We start from the raw sequence: 16,423 nt of genomic DNA, 5'->3' as shown, positions 1-16,423 counted from the left end.
TCCTGTGGACAGGCAAAGATCGCCGGGTTCCGCATAGAAAATCCCGCGCCGGGACGCGGCGCGGGATCGGAAGTTTCTTACAGATGGCGATGTGTTACGGGCGTTCAACACACATTGCGACGCCCATGCCGCCGCCGATGCAAAGTGTGGCAAGGCCCTTCTTGGCGCCGCGCCGCTGCATCTCGAACAGCAGAGTATTGAGAACGCGGGCGCCGGACGCCCCGATCGGATGCCCGATCGCGATGGCCCCGCCGTTGACGTTCACGATGGAGGGGTCCCAGCCCATGTCTTTGTTCACGGCACAGGCCTGCGCGGCAAAGGCTTCGTTCGCTTCGACCAGATCAAGATCCGTCGGTTTCCAGCCAGCCTTTTCCAGCGCCTTGCGGGAGGCATGGATCGGGCCGACGCCCATGATCGACGGGTCAAGCCCTGCCGTGGCGTAGGAGACGATCCGCGCCAGCGGCTCGATCCCGCGTTTTTCGGCATTCTCGGCCGTCATCACCAGCACGCCAGCCGCGCCGTCATTGATGCCGGAGGCATTGGCGGCGGTGACCGACCCGTCCTTGACGAAGGCCGGACGCAGCTTCTGCATGGCTTCGATCGTGGCGCCGTGGCGAATATATTCGTCGTCCGAGACCGTAATCTCGCCTTTGCGGGTTTTCACGACGAAGGGGACGATCTCATCGGCAAATTTGCCGGCCTTCTGGGCGGCTTCGGCCTTGTTCTGGGAGGCGAGGGCAAATTCGTCCTGCTGTTCGCGGCTGATCTGCCATTTTTCGGCAACGTTTTCAGCGGTCTGCCCCATGTGGTAGCCGTTGAACGCGTCCCAGAGGCCGTCCTTGATCATCGAGTCGATATATTTCACATCGCCCATCTTATGCCCGGCGCGAAGGTGGGCGACATGGGGCGACAGCGACATGCTTTCCTGTCCGCCGGCTGCCACGATATCGGAATCGCCCAGCTGGACATGTTGCGCGGCCAGCGCCACGGCACGCAGGCCGGAGCCACAGACCTGATTGATGCTCCAGGCCGCGGCTTCCTGGGGAAGACCGGCGTTGATATGGGCCTGGCGCGCAGGGTTCTGGCCCTGTCCGGCCGTCAGCACCTGACCAAGAATGGTTTCGGAGACTTCGCCGGCCTCAATGCCGGCCCGTTTGACCAGTTCGGCCAGCACGGCAGAGCCGAGGTCATGCGCGGGTGTATTTGCAAACGATCCAAGAAAAGAGCCGACCGGCGTGCGCGCGGCCGAAGCGATGACGACATTCGTCATGGTAGGTTCCTCCACCTAATATGACGCAGGAGATTCTCCCCCCGCGCCTCCATGCGTCGGAGCTACACCAATGAGCTGCGAATCTCAATTCAACTCTGTCGGCGGCCCGGTGGCCGGCGGTCATGTTCCGGTGCGGCGGGCGGAGTCCTCCCATGGTGGGTGGATGGTCGGGGCGGCATAGAAATAGCCTTGGAGGCAGTCGACACCGGACCGTGACAGCCAGGCGGCATCTTCGGCGTTTTCAACCTGTTCGGCCACGGTCAGCATGTCCATGGCGCGGGCCACGGACAAGATCGCCTCCGTCACGACCTGATTATCGGGGGATTGCGCAATGCCGCGGGTGAACTGGCCGTCGATCTTGAGGATATCGAACATACAGTCGCGCAGATGCCGGAAGGCGGTGGCACCGGAGCCGAAATCGTCGATGGCGAAACTGATGCCGTGCCGTCGCATGTCCGCCATGAACCCCGTGACCAGTTCGGGGACAAGCATTGCCGAGGGTTCGGTGATTTCCAGGATCAGCCGTTCGCCGACCGTCCGGTCGCGCATCAATCCCTGCCGCAATATCCGCATGAACCGGGGGTAGCCGATAGACCGCGCGGACAGGTTGACCGACAGCCGCAGGTCCGGCGCCTGGTCCAGCTGGGCCAGTCCCAGCTGCAGAGCGGCGCAGTCGATATTGCGGCCTGTTTCCCGATTTTCGACAGCCAGAATGAAGTCGCGGGCGGGGATGATGCGGCCGGTGGGATCGTAGATTCGGATCAGACCTTCGTAAAAGGCGACCCGGTTGGCGGCGCCAGCCTGCATGACCGGCTGAAAGGCCAGCGCGACATTGCCATGCCTCAGCGCCTCATCCACCATGGCGACTGTGGTGCTGTCGCGCAGGGTGACGGCGGCAGCCAGCGGCGTTTCCACGTCCGGCGGTGCATCCGACAGGATTTTGCGTGGCATTGCGCCCGATCCGAACATTATCGCCTCCATCTCAGCCCGGACAGAATAGCGGATCGGGCTTAAGACAGGGCTAACGCGGATCAGCTTCCTGTGGCGGACAGAGCGGCAATGATGTCCCGGGCGCTCTGGCTTGACCAGTCGGCGGTGCCGGTCAGCCGGGCCAGTTCGCGCCCCTCGCGGTCCAGGATCACGGTGACGGGCAGGCCCAGCACGCCGGAGGCGCGGGCAAGGGCGCTTTTGGGGTCGCGGTATTTCGGCAGCGATTCGACGCCGATGTCGTCAAAGAACCCGTCGATCGCCGGCGGCGCATTGGGGCCGGTGGCGAGCGTGACGACGGCGAATTCCTCTCCTCCCATATCTCGGGCCAGGGTTTCCAGCGTCGGCATTTCCTCCCGGCAGGGGGCGCACCAGATGGCCCAGAAGTTCAGCAGGACGATCTTGCCGCGGTACTCCGCAAGGCTCACATCGCCGTCGGGGCCCTGAAAAGCCACATCCGCCAGCGGCTGCGGATCGTCATGGACCACCAGTTTGCGCAGGTCACCGTCGCGCAGGGCGGCAATGCCCGGTTCTGCGGCCGCGATATTTGCAGTGGCGATCAACCCCGTATAAAGGAGCGCGGTGAGCAGTTTATTCATCTTTCCTCCAGCGGGTGGCCTATGACCGATCAAAGCTCGAACCAGATGTGGGGCGGCCGTTTCGCCGCCGGTCCCGATGCGATCATGGAGGCGATCAATGCCTCCATCGGGTTCGACAAACGTATGGCCGCGCAGGACATCGCCGGGTCGCGCGCCCATGCGGCCATGCTGGCCGCACAGGGTATCGTTACCGATAAGGATGCGGAGAAAATGAGGGAAGGTCTCCTCACGATCTTGTCAGAGATCGAAGGCGGCCAGTTCCAGTTCTCCACCGCGCTGGAAGACATCCACATGAATGTGGAGGCACGGCTGAAGGAGATCATCGGCGAGCCGGCGGGGCGTCTGCACACGGGGCGGTCGCGCAACGATCAGGTCGCGACGGATTTCCGGCTCTGGGTGCGGGACCAGGTGGATGCGGCGATCCTGGGCGTGCAGGCGCTGATGAAGGAGCTGCTGGTGCAGGCGGAACAGGGCGCGGAGTGGGTCATGCCCGGCTTTACCCATCTGCAGACCGCGCAGCCGGTGACTTGGGGCCACCATATGATGGCCTATGTGGAGATGCTGTCGCGCGACCTGTCGCGGTTTCGCGATGCGCGGGCGCGGATGAACGAGTCGCCGCTGGGGGCGGCGGCTCTGGCGGGGACATCCTTCCCGATCGACCGACAGATGACGGCAGAGGCTCTGGGCTTCGACCGGCCGATGGCCAATTCGCTGGATGCCGTGTCGGACCGCGATTTCGCGCTGGAATTTCTTGGCGCGTCCACCATCTGCGCCATGCACCTCAGCCGGTTCGCCGAAGAGCTGGTGATCTGGTCCTCGGCCCAGTTCCGGTTTGTAACCCTGTCGGACCGGTTCTCCACCGGGTCGTCGATCATGCCGCAGAAGAAGAACCCCGATGCGGCAGAGCTGATCCGCGCCAAGATCGGGCGGATCTTCGGGGCGAATGTCGCGCTGACCATGGTGATGAAGGGGCTGCCGCTGGCCTATTCGAAGGACATGCAGGAAGACAAGGAACAGGTCTTCGACGCGGCCGATAACCTGATGCTGGCGCTTGCTGCCATGACCGGGATGGTGTCGGACATGTCCGCCAATGTCGCGGCGCTGGAAGCCGCCGCCGGGTCGGGCTTTTCGACCGCGACGGATCTGGCCGACTGGCTGGTGCGGGAACTGGGCATGCCCTTCCGCGACGCCCACCATGTGACCGGTGCGCTGGTCGCCATGGCCGAAAAACGCGGCTGCGGCCTGCCGGATCTGACGCTAGCCGATATGCAGTCGGTCCATGCGGAGATCACGGAGGCGGTCTTCGGTGTGCTGGGCGTGCACAACTCCGTCGCCTCCCGCATGTCTTACGGTGGCACGGCGCCCGCGCGGGTCCGCGAACAGATCGCCCGCTGGAAAGAGGTGCTGGCATGATGCGGCTGCTGACCGTCCTCTGCCTGATCGTGATCGCAGCCTTCGTGTCGGCCTGCGGGGTCGACGGCGAACCGGAGCGGCCCGAGCCGCAACCCAGGCCGGAGCCGGGCATTTCCGTCTCGGGCTATGCCACGATGGGCGTAAAGTTCTGATGTCCGTGCTGCGGATGATCTATCTGGGCCTCGCCATCTGGGGTGCGCTGCATCCGCTGGGACTGATGTTCGGCTGGATGATCGGCAATGGACGGGGGCTGTTCGGTCTCAAGGAGGCCTGGTTCGCCAATGCGGCAACCTCTGGCCTCGCCTGGGACCTGATCATTGCCGCCATCGCCTTGACAGTCTGGATCCTGGCGGAGGTCTATGTACGGCGCAACTGGTGGTCGCTGATCGCGATCCCGGCAACTTTCCTGATCGGGGTCAGCTGCGGGCTGCCCCTCTATCTTTTTCTCAGAACGCGGCCTGTCTGAGCCGCCCCGGAGCTTGCCATGGACCATTTTCTCTATCGTGACGGCATCCTCCATGCCGAAGATGTGCCGGTAGCCGAGATCGCGGCAGAGGTGGGCACGCCCTTCTACCTCTATTCCACCGCCACGCTGACCCGGCATTTCCAGGTCTTTGACGAGGCGCTGGCCTGGGGCCCGCATATGATCTGCTATGCGATGAAGGCAGCGTCGAACCAGGCGATCCTGAAAACGCTGGCGGGTCTGGGCGCGGGGATGGACGTCGTCTCCGGCGGGGAATATGCGCGGGCCATCGCGGCGGGCGTGCCGGGGGAGAAGATCGTGTTTTCCGGCGTCGGCAAGACCGAAGAGGAGATGCGGGCGGCGCTCACCGGCGGCGTGCGTCAGTTCAACCTCGAGTCGGAGCCGGAGATGGAGCGGCTGAACCGGGTCGCCGTGTCGATGGGCGTTGTGGCGCCGGTAACCGTGCGGGTGAACCCCGATGTCGACGCCAAGACCCATGCCAAGATCGCCACCGGCAAGTCCGAAAACAAGTTCGGCATCCCGATCTCCCGCGCGCGGGAGGTCTATGCCCGGATCGCCGCCCTGCCGGGGCTGGAGGCCGTGGGCATCGACGTGCATATCGGGTCGCAGCTGACGGATCTGGAGCCCTACCGGATGGCCTTTCTCAAGGTCGCCGAACTGACCGATGCGCTGCGTGCCGATGGACATGATATTCAGCGGCTCGACCTCGGCGGGGGCTTGGGCATTCCCTATACCCGCGGCAATGAGGCGCCGCCGCTGCCCGCCGAATACGGGCAGGTCATCCGCGAAACGCTGGGCGACAAGGGCTGCGAGATCGAGATCGAGCCGGGGCGGCTGGTCGCCGGGAATGCGGGCATCATGGTGTCGAAGGTGATCTATGTGAAATCGGGGGAGGGGCGCGATTTCCTCATCCTCGACGGGGCGATGAACGACCTGATCCGCCCGGCCATGTATGACGCGCATCACGATATCGTCGCTGTGACGGAGCCCGAGCCGGGTGTCGACCAGCGTCCCTATGACATCGTCGGCCCGGTCTGCGAATCCGGTGACACCTTCGCCAAGCAGCGGATGATGCCGCCGCTGGCCGAAGGGGACCTCGTCGCCTTCCGTTCGGCGGGTGCATATGGCGCGGTAATGAGCAGCGAATACAATACGCGGCCGCTGATCCCCGAAGTTTTGGTCAATGGGCATCAATTCGCCGTCATCCGTCCGCGACCGAGCTTTGAGGAAATCATAAACCGGGATACGCTACCCTCGTGGCTCATGGGCTGACTGCCCGCCCACCGGATCGGGCCACGAGGAGTTTCATGACCGACCGGACGACCTTTGCCGAAACCCTGCACCGCCTGCGGCGGCCCCTGGCCCTGACCCATGCCGGCATGGTTGCCGAACGCGCCGCGCGCGCCTTCTGGCCGCTCTGGACCGTTTTGAGCCTGACGCTGGCGCTGCTGATGCTGGGGGTTCAGGATACGCTGGCGGTTGAGGCGGTCTGGGGCATTGGTGCTGTGCTTGGACTGGGTGCGCTGGCCGCGCTGATCTGGGGCGTGCTGCGGTTCCGCTGGCCCGCGCGGGAAGAGGCGCTGCTGCGGCTTGATGCGTCGCTCACCGGGCGGCCGCTTCAGACGCTGCGCGACACGCAGGCCGTGGGTGCGGGCGATATGGGGTCGGAAACGCTCTGGCAGGCTCACCAGCGCCGGATGGCCAAGCGCGCGGAGGGTGCCAAGGCGGTGGAGCCGGATCTGCGCGTGTCCTCGCGCGACGTGTTCGGCCTGCGGTTCATTGCTCTGGCGCTTCTCGCGGTGGCGCTTCTCTTCGGGTCGTTCTGGCGGGTCGGGTCTGTGGCGGGCATGGCGCCGGGCGCAGGGGCCGCGCTGGCGGCAGGCCCGACCTGGGAAGGCTGGGTGGAGCCGCCGCTTTATACCGGCATGCCGGTCCTCTACATGGCCGATCAGAACGGCACGATTGCGGCGCCCGAGGGCAGCAAGGTCACGCTGCGGCTTTACGGGGAGGTCGGCGCGCTGACGGTCGATCAGACGGTTGGCCCGGCGCAGGAAGACCCCGCCGCACCGTCCCAGAGCTTCACGATGGAGCAGGACGGGCAGATCACCATCACGGGACACGGCGGCGAAAGCTGGACCGTGGCGCTGAAGGCCGATGCCGCGCCTACGGTCAGCGTGACCGGCCCGGCGGAGGCCAGCACGCGGGGCGAGTTCAAGCTGCCCTTCGCGGCGCAGGACGATTATGGCATCGAAGGCGGGGAGGCGGTGATCACGCTGAACCTCGACGCCGTCGACCGCCGCTACGGGCTGGCGATCGAGCCGGAGGCGCGGGAGGATATTCGCCTGCCCATGGTGCTGCCGATCTCCGGCGACCGCAGCAATTTCACCGAGACGATCATCGAGGACCTGTCGGAACACCCCTGGGCGAACATGCCCGTCAAGGTGACGATCACGGCGCAGGATGCCGCCGGGCAGGAGGGCACGTCGGAAAGCTATGAGACAACGCTTTCCTCGCGCCGGTTCTTCGATCCGCTGGCCGCCGCGCTGATCGAACAGCGCCGCGATTTGCTTTGGAACCGCGACAATGACCGCCGCATCGTGCAGGTGCTCAAGGCCGTGTCGTGGAAGCCGGAGGGGCTGTTCCGCTCCGATACCGTCTACCTGCGCCTGCGGGTGCTGATGCGGCGCATGGATACGGTTACGCGCTATGCGTCGCTCAATGACGAGCAGGTGGAAGAGATGTCTCAGGCGCTCTGGGATCTGGCGCTGCTGATCGAGGATGGCGATCTGGACGACGCCCGCGAACGTCTGCAGCGCGCGCAGGAACGGCTGTCGGAGGCAATGAAGAACGGTGCATCGGACGAGGAGATCGCGCGGCTGATGCAGGAACTCCGCGACGCGACGCAGGATTACATGCGCCAGCTCTCCCGGGAGGCCGCCGAGGAAGGCGAGCAGATGGGAGAGGAGCTCTCGGCGGAACAGATGGAAAACGCCATGCGCCTCAATCAGGACGATCTGCAGCGCATGATGGACCGCATTCAGGAGCTGATGGAGCAGGGCCGGATGGCGGAGGCCGAACAGGCGCTGCAGGAGCTTCAGCAGATGATGGAGAATATGCGCGTCACGCAGGGGCAGGGTGGCGATCAGCAATCCCCCGGCCAGCAGGCCATGGAGGGCCTGTCAGAGACGCTGCGCGAACAGCAGGGCCTGTCGGATCAGGCCTTCCGCGACCTGCAGGACCGGTTCAACCCGAATTCCCAGCAGGGCGAGGGACAGCAAAGTCAGGGCCAGGGCGGAGAGCAGGGACAGTCACAGCAGCCCGGCCAGCAACAGGGCCAGAACCAGGGCAACCAGCAGGGTGAGGGGCAGGGCTCCAACCCCGGTCAGCGCAATCAGGCCCAGAATGGTCAGGGCGATTCCAATGCGCAGGGCGGATCGGATCAGCAGTCGCTGGCAGACCGTCAGCAGGCGCTGCGGGATGAGCTGAACCGCCAGCGCGGCAACCTGCCCGGCATGGGCGGTCAGGCCGGGGACGCCGCGCGCGACGCGCTCGACCGGGCTGAACGGGCGATGCGTGGTGCCGAGGACGCCCTGCGCAACGAGGATCTGGCCGAGGCAATCGACCGCCAGTCTGAGGCGATGGAAGCCCTGCGCGACGGGCTGCGCAACATGGGCGAGGCCATGGCCGAGGAACAGCGCCAGCAGCAGGGTCAGCAGGGCCAGGCCAATGGCAATGCGGGGGGCGAACAGAACGATCCGCTGGGCCGCAATGCCGGGACCAATGGCGATATGGGCAATCAGCGCGACATGCTGCAGGGCGAGGATGTCTATCGCCGCGCCCTGGAGCTGGAGGAAGAGCTGCGCCGCCGCTCGGGTGACCGGCAACGTCCGGCGATTGAAAGGGATTACCTGCGGCGTCTTCTCGACAGGTTCTGAGCAGGTCTATTCCGTGGCCGGGGCCGCGTCCGGGTCCTGTTCCGCCGCTCCGGTCCAGTCATCAAGCTTGATCACCAGTGCGCGGGCCCGCTCGTCCAGCCAGAGCCGTCCGCGATCCACAGCCGATACATAGGCGGCAAGCGGTGACGCGAGCGGCGGGAGCGCTGCGGAAATCTTTGGCGCCTGCAGGTAGATGATCGCGGCGACAAGAACCACAATCAGGGACAGCATGAACCCACGCCGGAAACCCCGGCGCCGGGCCTGAACCAGTGGCGTGGTTTTGCGCGGCTCGCCCCGCCGCCCGCCTTCGCCGCGCCGGCGCAGCGTAGAGCTCAGCTCATCGATATCCGGCAGCAGGTTGCGCCGCGACACGGGGCGGTCCTGTGCGGCCATCGCTGCCTTTTCCTCGGGCGTCAGGCGAAGAGAGGGTTTTTCCGGTGCCGGGTCCTCTTCCGGGGCGGTGGCAGCCGGGCGGCGCGAAGTAACCGGCTCGTCCAGGCCAAGGTCCGGCTGGCTTTCCAGCGGATCGCCGGCCCGTGCCTTTTCCTCGACCGCAGCCTCTTCTCTGAGGATGGATTTGACCTCCGGCGCGAGGTTGCGCTGACGCAGGGCGGGGGCCGGCGGGGCCTGCCACTCCTCGTCGCCATAGTCCTCGTCGTAGTCGCCATCCTCGAAGTCGTCCGCCGCGGCTTCGGACAGATCTTCGTCCCACGCCTCGGCGTCCAGCGTCGAGGGATGCGGCTGAAACCAGGTGTCGCCACAGTTAGAGCACTGAACGTCCCGCCCGCTTTCCGGGATGACTTCGTCGGGCACTTCATATTGAGCGCCACAATTGGGACAGGTCAGTCGCATAAATCCTCCGGCCCGGAACGATGGGCAGAATTGCCTGCCTGTAGCCTATCTTGTATCCCTTTCTGACCAAAGCACAATCTTGTCCGGCTGTTGCGTGATTGAAAACGCCCTTTAGTTGGTGCAGATAGAACGGGTTATTCAGGGGGCAGGCCGTGATCGAGCTGGACAACGTGGCCTATAGCTATGGTGGGGGCGAGTTGCTGAGCAATGTCGCGCTCAAACTTGCGCCCGGGTCCTTTCATTTCCTGACGGGGCCGTCCGGGGCCGGAAAGACGACCTTCCTCAAGCTGTGTTATGGGGCCCTTGTCCCGACGGCGGGGTACGTCCGGCTTTTTGGTCAGGATGTGCGAGAGATGTCGCGCGACGATATCGCCGAGATCCGGCGCCGTGTCGGTGTCGTCCATCAGGACTGCCAGTTCCTCGATCACATGACCATGGCCGAAAACGTGGCCCTGCCCCTGACCGTGTCGGGCCGCGACGTGCAGGGCGAAGCGGAGAACCTGTCAGAGCTTCTGGGCTGGTGCGGGCTGACGGCCCGCGCCAACGCCCTGCCGCCGCAGCTCTCCGGTGGCGAACGGCAGCGCGCCGCGCTGGCGCGGGCGGTGATCATGTCGCCGGATGTGATCCTGGCAGACGAGCCGACCGGCAATATCGACTGGGAGATGTCGCAGAAATTGCTCCAGCTCCTGGTCGAGCTGAACCGGCTGGGCAAGACGGTGATGATCGCAACCCATGATCTGGGGCTCATCCGGGCTGCGAAACAGCATGTCCAGGCGCGTGTGCTGCGAATTTCGAACCGGCAGCTCCAGCTTGCGGGTGCGGACCTGTGAGCTTGCGGATGCGCCTCCGGACCTTTTTGTCAGGCGAGGGCTCAGCCGACAGGGTGGTGCCGCCGTCGGAGGGCACCGCCTATCTCACGCTGTTTGTGGCCGGGGTCATGACCTTTCTCGTCGTATTTGCGCTGGCGCTTTCGCTGGCCACGGGGCGACTGGCACAGAAATGGGATCAGGAGCTGGCGCATGCCTCCACGATCCGGATATCGGCGCCGCAGGATCAGCTGGCGGCCCAGACCGAGACGGTGCTGAACGTCCTGCGCACGACGGAGGGCGTCGCCTCCGCCCGGGCGCTGACGACAGAGGATCAGCGGGCCCTGCTGGCCCCCTGGTTCGGTGAAAACGTGCCCGTGGCCGCGCTGCCGGTTCCGCAGCTTGTCGAGGTGATCGAGACGCGGGACGGCTATGATGCGGCCGGGCTGCGGCTGCGGCTCTCGGCCGAAGCCCCGGGCGCGGTTCTGGACGATCACGGACGCTGGCGGCGCCCGCTTGTGACGGCGGCCAACCGGCTGCGGTGGCTCGGGTATCTCTGCATTCTCCTGATCGGCGGGGCGATGGCGGCGCTTATCACGCTGGCGGCCAATGCGGCGCTGGCGGCCAATGCGCAGGTGATCGAGGTGATGCGCCTCGTCGGGGCGCAGGATCGTTACATCGCCCAAGCCTTTGTGCGGCGCTTCACCCTGCGGACCCTGGCAGGGGCGATCATCGGCATGGCGCTTGGCATGTTTGCGATCCTGATCCTTCCTGCGGCGCAGGATCAGGGCGGGTTCCTCACCGGTCTGGGCTTCCGGGGAGGGCACTGGCTCTTACCGCTGCTCCTGCCGTTCATCGCCGCAGGCGTGGCCTATCTCGCGACGCGCCGGGCAGCGCTGCGCGTTCTGGGCGCGCTCAGCTGATGCAGGGGCTGCGCTCCCTGCTGTTTGTGGCGCAGATGTATCTGGCCATGCTGCTGCTCGGGCTCGTGTTCGCCGGTTTTGCCGTGTTCGACCGGCGCGCGGCCTATACCGGCGTCCGCACCTACAGCCGATATGTGCGCTGGACGGCAGGATTGATGGTCGGGCTCAGAACGGAGGTGCGCGGCACAATTCCCGTCGACGAGGTTCTGATCGCCAGCAAACATCAGAGCTTTCTCGATATCATTCTGCTGGTCAGCGTGCTGCCGCGTCCGAAGTTCATCATGAAGGACAGCCTGAGATATGCGCCGATCCTCGGGTGGTACGCGCAGCGGATAGGCTGTGTGCCCGTCAATCGCGGAAGGCGGGCCGAGGCGATCCGCCAGATGATGGCCGGGGTCCGCGCCGGTCATGCGCTGCCGGGGCAGCTGATTATCTATCCGCAGGGAACGCGTGTCGCCCCGGGTGCCTATCTGCCCTACAAACAGGGGGTCGCGGCCATTTACGAAGAGCTTGGCCAGCCCTGTGTCCCGGCGGCCACCAACGTCGGTCTGTTCTGGCCACGCAAGGGCATCTACCGCAAGCCCGGCCTGGCCGTGGTCGAATTCCTCGATCCGATCCCGCCAAACCTGCCGCGCGGCGACTTCCTCGACCGGCTCGAAACCGGCATCGAAGCGCGGAGCAATCAGCTCATGCGCGACGGCGGCTTTACCGGCGGCGGCCTCCCCACCGACCAGCCCAACTAATCTGACCCAAGAAAAAACCCTCCGGAGATGCCCGGAGGGCTGCTGCCCTGCTTCATCTTGGCAGAAATACTCTCGCCGAAGGCTGTCGCGGGCCCTCCCTCGATGGGAGGGCCCGCGACACCCGCCGTCAGACGTGGATGGCCCCATCGCCGCAGGCCAGGGCGGCTTCGCGCACGGCCTCGGAATAGGTCGGGTGGGCGTGGCAGGTCAGCGCCAGATCCTCGGCCGAGCCGCCGTATTCCATCGTCACGCAAATCTCGTGGATCAGGTCGCCGGCACAGGGGCCGATGATATGGGCGCCAAGGATCCGGTCGGTTTCCTTGTCGACGAGGATCTTCACAAAGCCCTCGGCGGCAAAGATCGCCTTGGCGCGGGCATTGCCCATGAAGGGGAATTTCCCGGCCTTGTAGGCGCGGCCTTCGTCCTTCAGCTGCTCTTCCGTCTTGCCGACAGAGGCGACCTCGGGATGGGTGTAGATCACGCCGGGGATCACGCCGTAGTTCACATGGCCGTGCTTGCCGGCGATGACTTCGGCGCAGGCCATGCCCTCGTCCTCGGCCTTGTGGGCCAGCATTGGCCCGACGATGGCGTCGCCGATGGCATAGATGCCCTTGACGTTGGTGGCCCAGTGATCGTCGGTCTTGACCTGACCGCGCTCGGTGAATTCAACGCCCAGTTCCTTCAGGCCCAGACCGTCAGTATAGGGTTTGCGGCCCGTGGCGATCAGCACGACATCAGCATCGAGCGTGGTCTCGCTGTCATCCTTGCGTGATTTGTAGGTCAGCTTGGCCTTGCCGCGTGACGTCTCCACCGACTGTACGGCGGAATTCAGCACGAAGCTCATGCCCTGCTTGGTCAGCAGTTTCTGCAGGCTGCGCTGGATTTCCTTGTCCATGCCGGGGGTGATGTGGTCGAGGAATTCGACCACCGTCACTTCGGTGCCGAGCCGGGCGTAGACCGATCCCATCTCCAGCCCGATGACACCGGCGCCGACGACGATCATCTTCTTGGGGACCTTCGGCAGGGCCAGGGCGCCGGTGGAGGAGACGACGGTCTTCTCGTCGATCTCGATCCCGGGCAGGGAGGCGGGCTCCGATCCGGTGGCGATGATGATGTTCTTGGCCTCGTGGACCTCATCGCCCACCTTGACCTTGCCGGCCTCGGGGATGGAGCCCCAGCCCTTGAGCCAGTCGATCTTGTTCTTCTTGAACAGGAATTCGATGCCGCCGGTGTTCTGGCCGACGACGGTGTCCTTGTATTCCTGCATCACCTTCCAGTCGACGGAGGGAGATTTGCCCTTCAGGCCCATGGTGGCGAAGTTATGCTCTGCCTCATGCAGCTGGTGGGTGGCGTGCAGCAGGGCTTTGGACGGAATGCAGCCGACGTTCAGGCAGGTGCCGCCGAGGGTCTCGCGCCCCTCCACGCAGGCGGTCTTGAGGCCGAGCTGGGCGCAGCGGATGGCGGCCACGTAGCCGCCGGGGCCTGCGCCGATCACGATCACATCATAGGAAGCCATGGGTGTCTCCTTGGTCTGTTTGGCGACGTCTTGGGGCGTCGATATGGGGATAGGGTGTTTTGGGCAAGGGGAGGGGGCGCTGCCCCCGCTTGGCCTGCGGCCAAGACTCCCCCGGGATATTTTTGGCAAGAAAAAGCATCAGAAGAGGGAGGCCAGGATCATCAGGGTGGTGGCGATGAGCCCGGTCATCCAGATCAGGCTGCGCCAGGGGACCCAGCCGAAAGCATAGGCGGGGACGTAGAGGATGCGGGCGGCGAGGTAGATCCAGGCGCAGGTCGCCGTGAAGGTGGAGGCGCGGCCCGAGAGGGTGACCACGACAACGGCCAGGGTAAAGAGGATCAGCGCTTCGAAATGGTTGGTCATGGCGCGGAAGATGCGGCCGGTCCGGGGGCTGACCTGGTCCATCAGGCTGCCGCCCAGCTTGTCGGGATCGCGGGGGCCCAGTGTCTTGCCGCGCGGCAATTCGCGGTTGGCGGTGACGGACATCAGGGCGATCTGAAGAACCTGCAGGAGGCCGGCGAGGGCCAGCACCGTGATCTCGGGGGCGAGGGCGGGGGTCATGCGGTCCTCAGGAAATGGGCGGTGGAGGCGGTCACGGCGGCGGGGCGGCCGTGGGTGTCGGCCTGCGCGCGCTGCAGCCAGGCTTCGGCCTTGGCGCGGTCATTCACGTCGAAGAGGAGCCAGAGGGCGGCGGCGCCCTCTTCGGTCCAGATCTGGAGGCGGGAGAGGCCGGCATTCTGCTGATCTTCGGCATCATTCAGCAGCGCCTGCTGGGTCCTGGCAGGGTCGCTGGTGGTGAGCTGGCAGATGAGTTGCAGGGACATGTCCGGCCTCTTTGGTCTGTGTCAGAGGGCCAGAAGGTAGAGCCAGAGCGTCATCACGAAACCCACCAGCCAGACAATTGTGCGGATATAGGTGATGCCAAGCGCATAGACCACGACATAGGCGATGCGGGCCAGCAGGAAGACCCAGGCGGGGAAGGCGCCGGTGCCGTCGCCGGGCGTGATGGCGAGGATCAGCACCGCGGGGGCGAACAGCGCCATGGCGACGACGGAGTTCATCTGCGCCCGGTCGAGCCGTCCGGCCATGCCGGTGAGCGAGGGCAGGCCCTCGCGGTTGCCCATGAGCTGGGTCAGGTCGAGCTTGCCCGCGGCAGACATGACCTGGGCCAGGATGGTGACGATGCAGACAAGGCCGTAGAGGGCGAGCGGGGTGGTGAGGCTGGACATGGGTCGTGCTCCGATCTGGTCAGGGTCCGGCAGGGGTGCCGTCGGGTGAAGTCTGCCCTGTATGCCTCTTGTTCTAGCTCGCCCCGGGGCGAGGTGTTGGCAGGGTGGGGGTGACCCCCGCCCTACAGTGCCGTGCGCGCGATCAGAGATCCATCAGCAGGCGGCGCGGATCTTCCAGTGCGTCCTTGACGCGGACGAGGAAGGTCACGGCGCCCTTGCCGTCGACGATGCGGTGATCGTAGCTCAGCGCCAGGTACATCATCGGGCGGATCTTGATCTCGCCGTTGATGACCATCGGCCGGTCCTGGATCTTGTGCATGCCGAGGATACCCGACTGCGGGGGGTTCAGGATCGGGGAGGACATCAGCGAGCCGTAGACACCGCCGTTGGAGATGGTGAAGGTGCCGCCCTGCATTTCCGCCATCGACAGCTTGCCGTCACGGGCGCGGGCGCCTTTTTCGGCAATCGCCTTCTCGATCTCGGCAAAGGACATCTGGTCGGCGTCGCGGATGACCGGAACGACGAGGCCCTGGGGCGTGCCCGCGGCGATGCCCATATGCACGAAGTTCTTGTAGACGACGTCGGTGCCGTCGATCTCCGCGTTCACCTCGGGGACTTCTTTCAGGGCGTGGCAGCAGGCCTTGGTGAAGAAGGACATGAAGCCCATGCGGACGCCGTGCTTCTTCTCGAACTCGGCCTTGTACTGGTTCCGCAGCGCCATGACCTCCGTCATGTCGACCTCGTTGTAGGTGGTCAGCATGGCGGCGGTGTTCTGCGCATCCTTCAGGCGGCGCGCGATGGTCTGGCGCAGGCGGGTCATCTTGACCCGTTCCTCGCGGGCGGCGTCATCGGCCGGGACGGGCGCGCGCGGCGCGGCGGCGGCGGCCGGGGCGGGCGCGGCGGTGGCGGATTTCAGCGCCTTGGCGACATCGTCCTTCATGATGCGGCCGTCCTTGCCGGTGCCGGTGACCTGATCTTTCGACAGGCCTGCTTCGGCCATGGCCTTCTTGGCAGCCGGTGCGTCTTCTACATCCTTGCCGGTGCTTGCGGCGGGGGCGGTGGCCGGGGCCTCGGCGGATTTGGCGGGCGCGGCACCGCCGGAGGTCATCTCTGCCAGCTGGCCACCGGCCTCCACCGTGTCGCCTTCGCCCTTGAGGATCTTCGACAGGACACCGGCGGCAGGCGCGGGCACCTCGACGGAGACCTTGTCGGTTTCCAGCTCGCAGAGCATTTCGTCGGCCTCGACCGTGTCGCCTTCCTTCTTGAACCAGGTGGCGATGGTCGCCTCCGTCACGGATTCACCCAGGGCGGGGACCATGACCTTGACCGTCTCCCCGCCGCCGGATTTACCGCCATTGGGCGCGGCCTCTGCATCGGTCTTTTTGGTTTCGGCGGCGCGGGGCTTGGTCTCTTCCGGGCCGGCATTGCCGGATTCCGAGATATTGCCCAGCAGGGCGTCGACGCCCACGGTCTCGCCTTCGGCGGCGACGATGTCGGCGAGGGTGCCTGCGGCGGGGGACGGCACTTCGACCGTCACCTTGTCGGTTTCCAGCTCGCAGAGCATTTCATCGACCTCGACCGTGTCGCCGGGTTTCTTGAACCAGGTGGCGACGGTGGCTTCGGTGACGGATTCACCCAGGGTAGGGACGCGGATTTCGGTGCTCAT

17 protein-coding genes are annotated in these 16,423 nt (G+C 65.5%); 8 read left to right on the top strand and 9 right to left on the bottom strand.

Annotated features, from left to right (window positions below):
- Positions 1-94: 94 nt before the first annotated feature.
- From ACRARG_RS08600 to ACRARG_RS08590, 3 genes are all read right to left on the bottom strand, one after another.
- Positions 95-1,270, bottom strand: a complete 1,176-nt coding sequence (locus ACRARG_RS08600; protein WP_432689601.1) for an acetyl-CoA C-acetyltransferase — start codon at positions 1,268-1,270, stop codon at positions 95-97.
- Between the two features lie 120 nt (positions 1,271-1,390).
- The gene (locus ACRARG_RS08595; protein ID WP_432689600.1) at positions 1,391-2,221 is read right to left on the bottom strand and encodes an EAL domain-containing protein; all 831 of its coding nucleotides are present in this window, start codon (positions 2,219-2,221) and stop codon (positions 1,391-1,393) included.
- 80 nt (positions 2,222-2,301) lie between these two features.
- A complete protein-coding gene (locus tag ACRARG_RS08590) occupies positions 2,302-2,856 on the bottom strand; it encodes a TlpA disulfide reductase family protein (protein ID WP_432689599.1) in 555 nt (184 codons plus the stop codon).
- Between the two features lie 21 nt (positions 2,857-2,877).
- Between ACRARG_RS08590 and argH the strand changes: the two genes are divergently transcribed.
- The 5 genes from argH to ACRARG_RS08565 are packed head-to-tail and all read left to right on the top strand — an operon-like array spanning position 2,878 to position 8,688.
- On the top strand, positions 2,878-4,269 hold the full coding sequence (argH, locus tag ACRARG_RS08585) for an argininosuccinate lyase (protein ID WP_432689598.1): 1,392 nt from the start codon (positions 2,878-2,880) through the stop codon (positions 4,267-4,269).
- Positions 4,266-4,421: an argininosuccinate lyase gene (locus ACRARG_RS08580; RefSeq protein ID WP_432689597.1), complete on the top strand. Its 156-nt coding sequence runs from the start codon at positions 4,266-4,268 to the stop codon at positions 4,419-4,421. The genes argH and ACRARG_RS08580 overlap by 4 nt, the downstream gene beginning before the upstream one ends.
- Entirely contained in the window at positions 4,421-4,735 is a 315-nt protein-coding gene (locus ACRARG_RS08575) for a DUF2834 domain-containing protein (RefSeq protein WP_432689596.1), read from the top strand. The genes ACRARG_RS08580 and ACRARG_RS08575 overlap by 1 nt, the downstream gene beginning before the upstream one ends.
- An 18-nt stretch (positions 4,736-4,753) precedes the next feature.
- Complete coding sequence (gene lysA / locus ACRARG_RS08570) at positions 4,754-6,025, top strand: diaminopimelate decarboxylase (protein ID WP_432689595.1); 1,272 nt, start codon at positions 4,754-4,756, stop codon at positions 6,023-6,025.
- Positions 6,026-6,060: 35 nt separating this feature from the next.
- Complete coding sequence (locus ACRARG_RS08565) at positions 6,061-8,688, top strand: TIGR02302 family protein (RefSeq protein WP_432689594.1); 2,628 nt, start codon at positions 6,061-6,063, stop codon at positions 8,686-8,688.
- Positions 8,689-8,694: 6 nt separating this feature from the next.
- Here the strand turns inward: ACRARG_RS08565 and ACRARG_RS08560 are convergent, their stop codons facing one another.
- Positions 8,695-9,540: a zinc-ribbon domain-containing protein gene (locus ACRARG_RS08560; RefSeq protein ID WP_432689593.1), complete on the bottom strand. Its 846-nt coding sequence runs from the start codon at positions 9,538-9,540 to the stop codon at positions 8,695-8,697.
- Between the two features lie 152 nt (positions 9,541-9,692).
- On the opposite strand from ACRARG_RS08560, the gene ACRARG_RS08555 reads away from it, so the two are divergent.
- Genes ACRARG_RS08555 through ACRARG_RS08545 form a run of 3 tightly spaced genes read left to right on the top strand, consistent with a single transcriptional unit; the run spans position 9,693 to position 12,012 of the window.
- On the top strand, positions 9,693-10,370 hold the full coding sequence (locus tag ACRARG_RS08555; RefSeq protein WP_432689592.1) for a cell division ATP-binding protein FtsE: 678 nt from the start codon (positions 9,693-9,695) through the stop codon (positions 10,368-10,370).
- Positions 10,371-10,378: 8 nt separating this feature from the next.
- The gene (locus ACRARG_RS08550) at positions 10,379-11,269 is read left to right on the top strand and encodes a cell division protein FtsX (RefSeq protein ID WP_432689591.1); all 891 of its coding nucleotides are present in this window, start codon (positions 10,379-10,381) and stop codon (positions 11,267-11,269) included.
- Complete coding sequence (locus ACRARG_RS08545; protein WP_432689590.1) at positions 11,269-12,012, top strand: lysophospholipid acyltransferase family protein; 744 nt, start codon at positions 11,269-11,271, stop codon at positions 12,010-12,012. Before ACRARG_RS08550 ends, ACRARG_RS08545 begins: the two co-directional genes overlap by 1 nt.
- A 127-nt stretch (positions 12,013-12,139) precedes the next feature.
- On the opposite strand, the gene lpdA is transcribed toward ACRARG_RS08545, so the two are convergent.
- The 5 genes from lpdA to odhB all read right to left on the bottom strand — a co-directional run bounded on the left by lpdA (position 12,140) and on the right by odhB (position 16,423).
- On the bottom strand, positions 12,140-13,528 hold the full coding sequence (gene lpdA, locus ACRARG_RS08540) for a dihydrolipoyl dehydrogenase (protein WP_432689589.1): 1,389 nt from the start codon (positions 13,526-13,528) through the stop codon (positions 12,140-12,142).
- A 138-nt stretch (positions 13,529-13,666) separates the two neighbouring features.
- Entirely contained in the window at positions 13,667-14,089 is a 423-nt protein-coding gene (locus ACRARG_RS08535; RefSeq protein ID WP_432689588.1) for an MAPEG family protein, read from the bottom strand.
- The gene (locus tag ACRARG_RS08530) at positions 14,086-14,352 is read right to left on the bottom strand and encodes a hypothetical protein (RefSeq protein ID WP_432689587.1); all 267 of its coding nucleotides are present in this window, start codon (positions 14,350-14,352) and stop codon (positions 14,086-14,088) included. Before ACRARG_RS08530 ends, ACRARG_RS08535 begins: the two co-directional genes overlap by 4 nt.
- 21 nt (positions 14,353-14,373) lie before the next feature.
- Positions 14,374-14,757 carry an MAPEG family protein gene (locus ACRARG_RS08525; protein ID WP_432689586.1) on the bottom strand — a complete coding sequence of 128 codons (384 nt, stop codon included), beginning with the start codon at positions 14,755-14,757 and terminating at the stop codon, positions 14,374-14,376.
- Positions 14,758-14,899: 142 nt separating this feature from the next.
- Entirely contained in the window at positions 14,900-16,423 is a 1,524-nt protein-coding gene (gene odhB / locus ACRARG_RS08520; protein WP_432689585.1) for a 2-oxoglutarate dehydrogenase complex dihydrolipoyllysine-residue succinyltransferase, read from the bottom strand.

This window comes from Pseudooceanicola profundi, assembly GCF_050897955.1.
Taxonomy (GTDB): Bacteria; Pseudomonadota; Alphaproteobacteria; order Rhodobacterales; family Rhodobacteraceae; genus Pseudooceanicola.
The sequence above is the reverse complement of the archived record's forward strand: the minus strand, read 5'-3'. Positions and strand labels throughout refer to the sequence as shown.

What these genes read in the sequence shown, in the direction of transcription:
- ACRARG_RS08545 (WP_432689590.1), top strand. Translation starts at nt 11,269, where the DNA reads ATGCAGGGGCTGCGCTCCCTGCTGTTTGTGGCGCAGATGTATCTGGCC.
- ACRARG_RS08580 (WP_432689597.1), top strand. Translation starts at nt 4,266, where the DNA reads ATGATGCGGCTGCTGACCGTCCTCTGCCTGATCGTGATCGCAGCCTTC.
- odhB (WP_432689585.1), bottom strand. Translation starts at nt 16,423, where the DNA reads ATGAGCACCGAAATCCGCGTCCCTACCCTGGGTGAATCCGTCACCGAA.
- ACRARG_RS08595 (WP_432689600.1), bottom strand. Translation starts at nt 2,221, where the DNA reads ATGCCACGCAAAATCCTGTCGGATGCACCGCCGGACGTGGAAACGCCG.
- lysA (WP_432689595.1), top strand. Translation starts at nt 4,754, where the DNA reads ATGGACCATTTTCTCTATCGTGACGGCATCCTCCATGCCGAAGATGTG.
- ACRARG_RS08550 (WP_432689591.1), top strand. Translation starts at nt 10,379, where the DNA reads ATGCGCCTCCGGACCTTTTTGTCAGGCGAGGGCTCAGCCGACAGGGTG.
- ACRARG_RS08525 (WP_432689586.1), bottom strand. Translation starts at nt 14,757, where the DNA reads ATGTCCAGCCTCACCACCCCGCTCGCCCTCTACGGCCTTGTCTGCATC.
- ACRARG_RS08590 (WP_432689599.1), bottom strand. Translation starts at nt 2,856, where the DNA reads ATGAATAAACTGCTCACCGCGCTCCTTTATACGGGGTTGATCGCCACT.
- ACRARG_RS08530 (WP_432689587.1), bottom strand. Translation starts at nt 14,352, where the DNA reads ATGTCCCTGCAACTCATCTGCCAGCTCACCACCAGCGACCCTGCCAGG.
- ACRARG_RS08535 (WP_432689588.1), bottom strand. Translation starts at nt 14,089, where the DNA reads ATGACCCCCGCCCTCGCCCCCGAGATCACGGTGCTGGCCCTCGCCGGC.
- argH (WP_432689598.1), top strand. Translation starts at nt 2,878, where the DNA reads ATGACCGATCAAAGCTCGAACCAGATGTGGGGCGGCCGTTTCGCCGCC.
- lpdA (WP_432689589.1), bottom strand. Translation starts at nt 13,528, where the DNA reads ATGGCTTCCTATGATGTGATCGTGATCGGCGCAGGCCCCGGCGGCTAC.
- ACRARG_RS08575 (WP_432689596.1), top strand. Translation starts at nt 4,421, where the DNA reads ATGTCCGTGCTGCGGATGATCTATCTGGGCCTCGCCATCTGGGGTGCG.
- ACRARG_RS08600 (WP_432689601.1), bottom strand. Translation starts at nt 1,270, where the DNA reads ATGACGAATGTCGTCATCGCTTCGGCCGCGCGCACGCCGGTCGGCTCT.
- ACRARG_RS08565 (WP_432689594.1), top strand. Translation starts at nt 6,061, where the DNA reads ATGACCGACCGGACGACCTTTGCCGAAACCCTGCACCGCCTGCGGCGG.
- ACRARG_RS08560 (WP_432689593.1), bottom strand. Translation starts at nt 9,540, where the DNA reads ATGCGACTGACCTGTCCCAATTGTGGCGCTCAATATGAAGTGCCCGAC.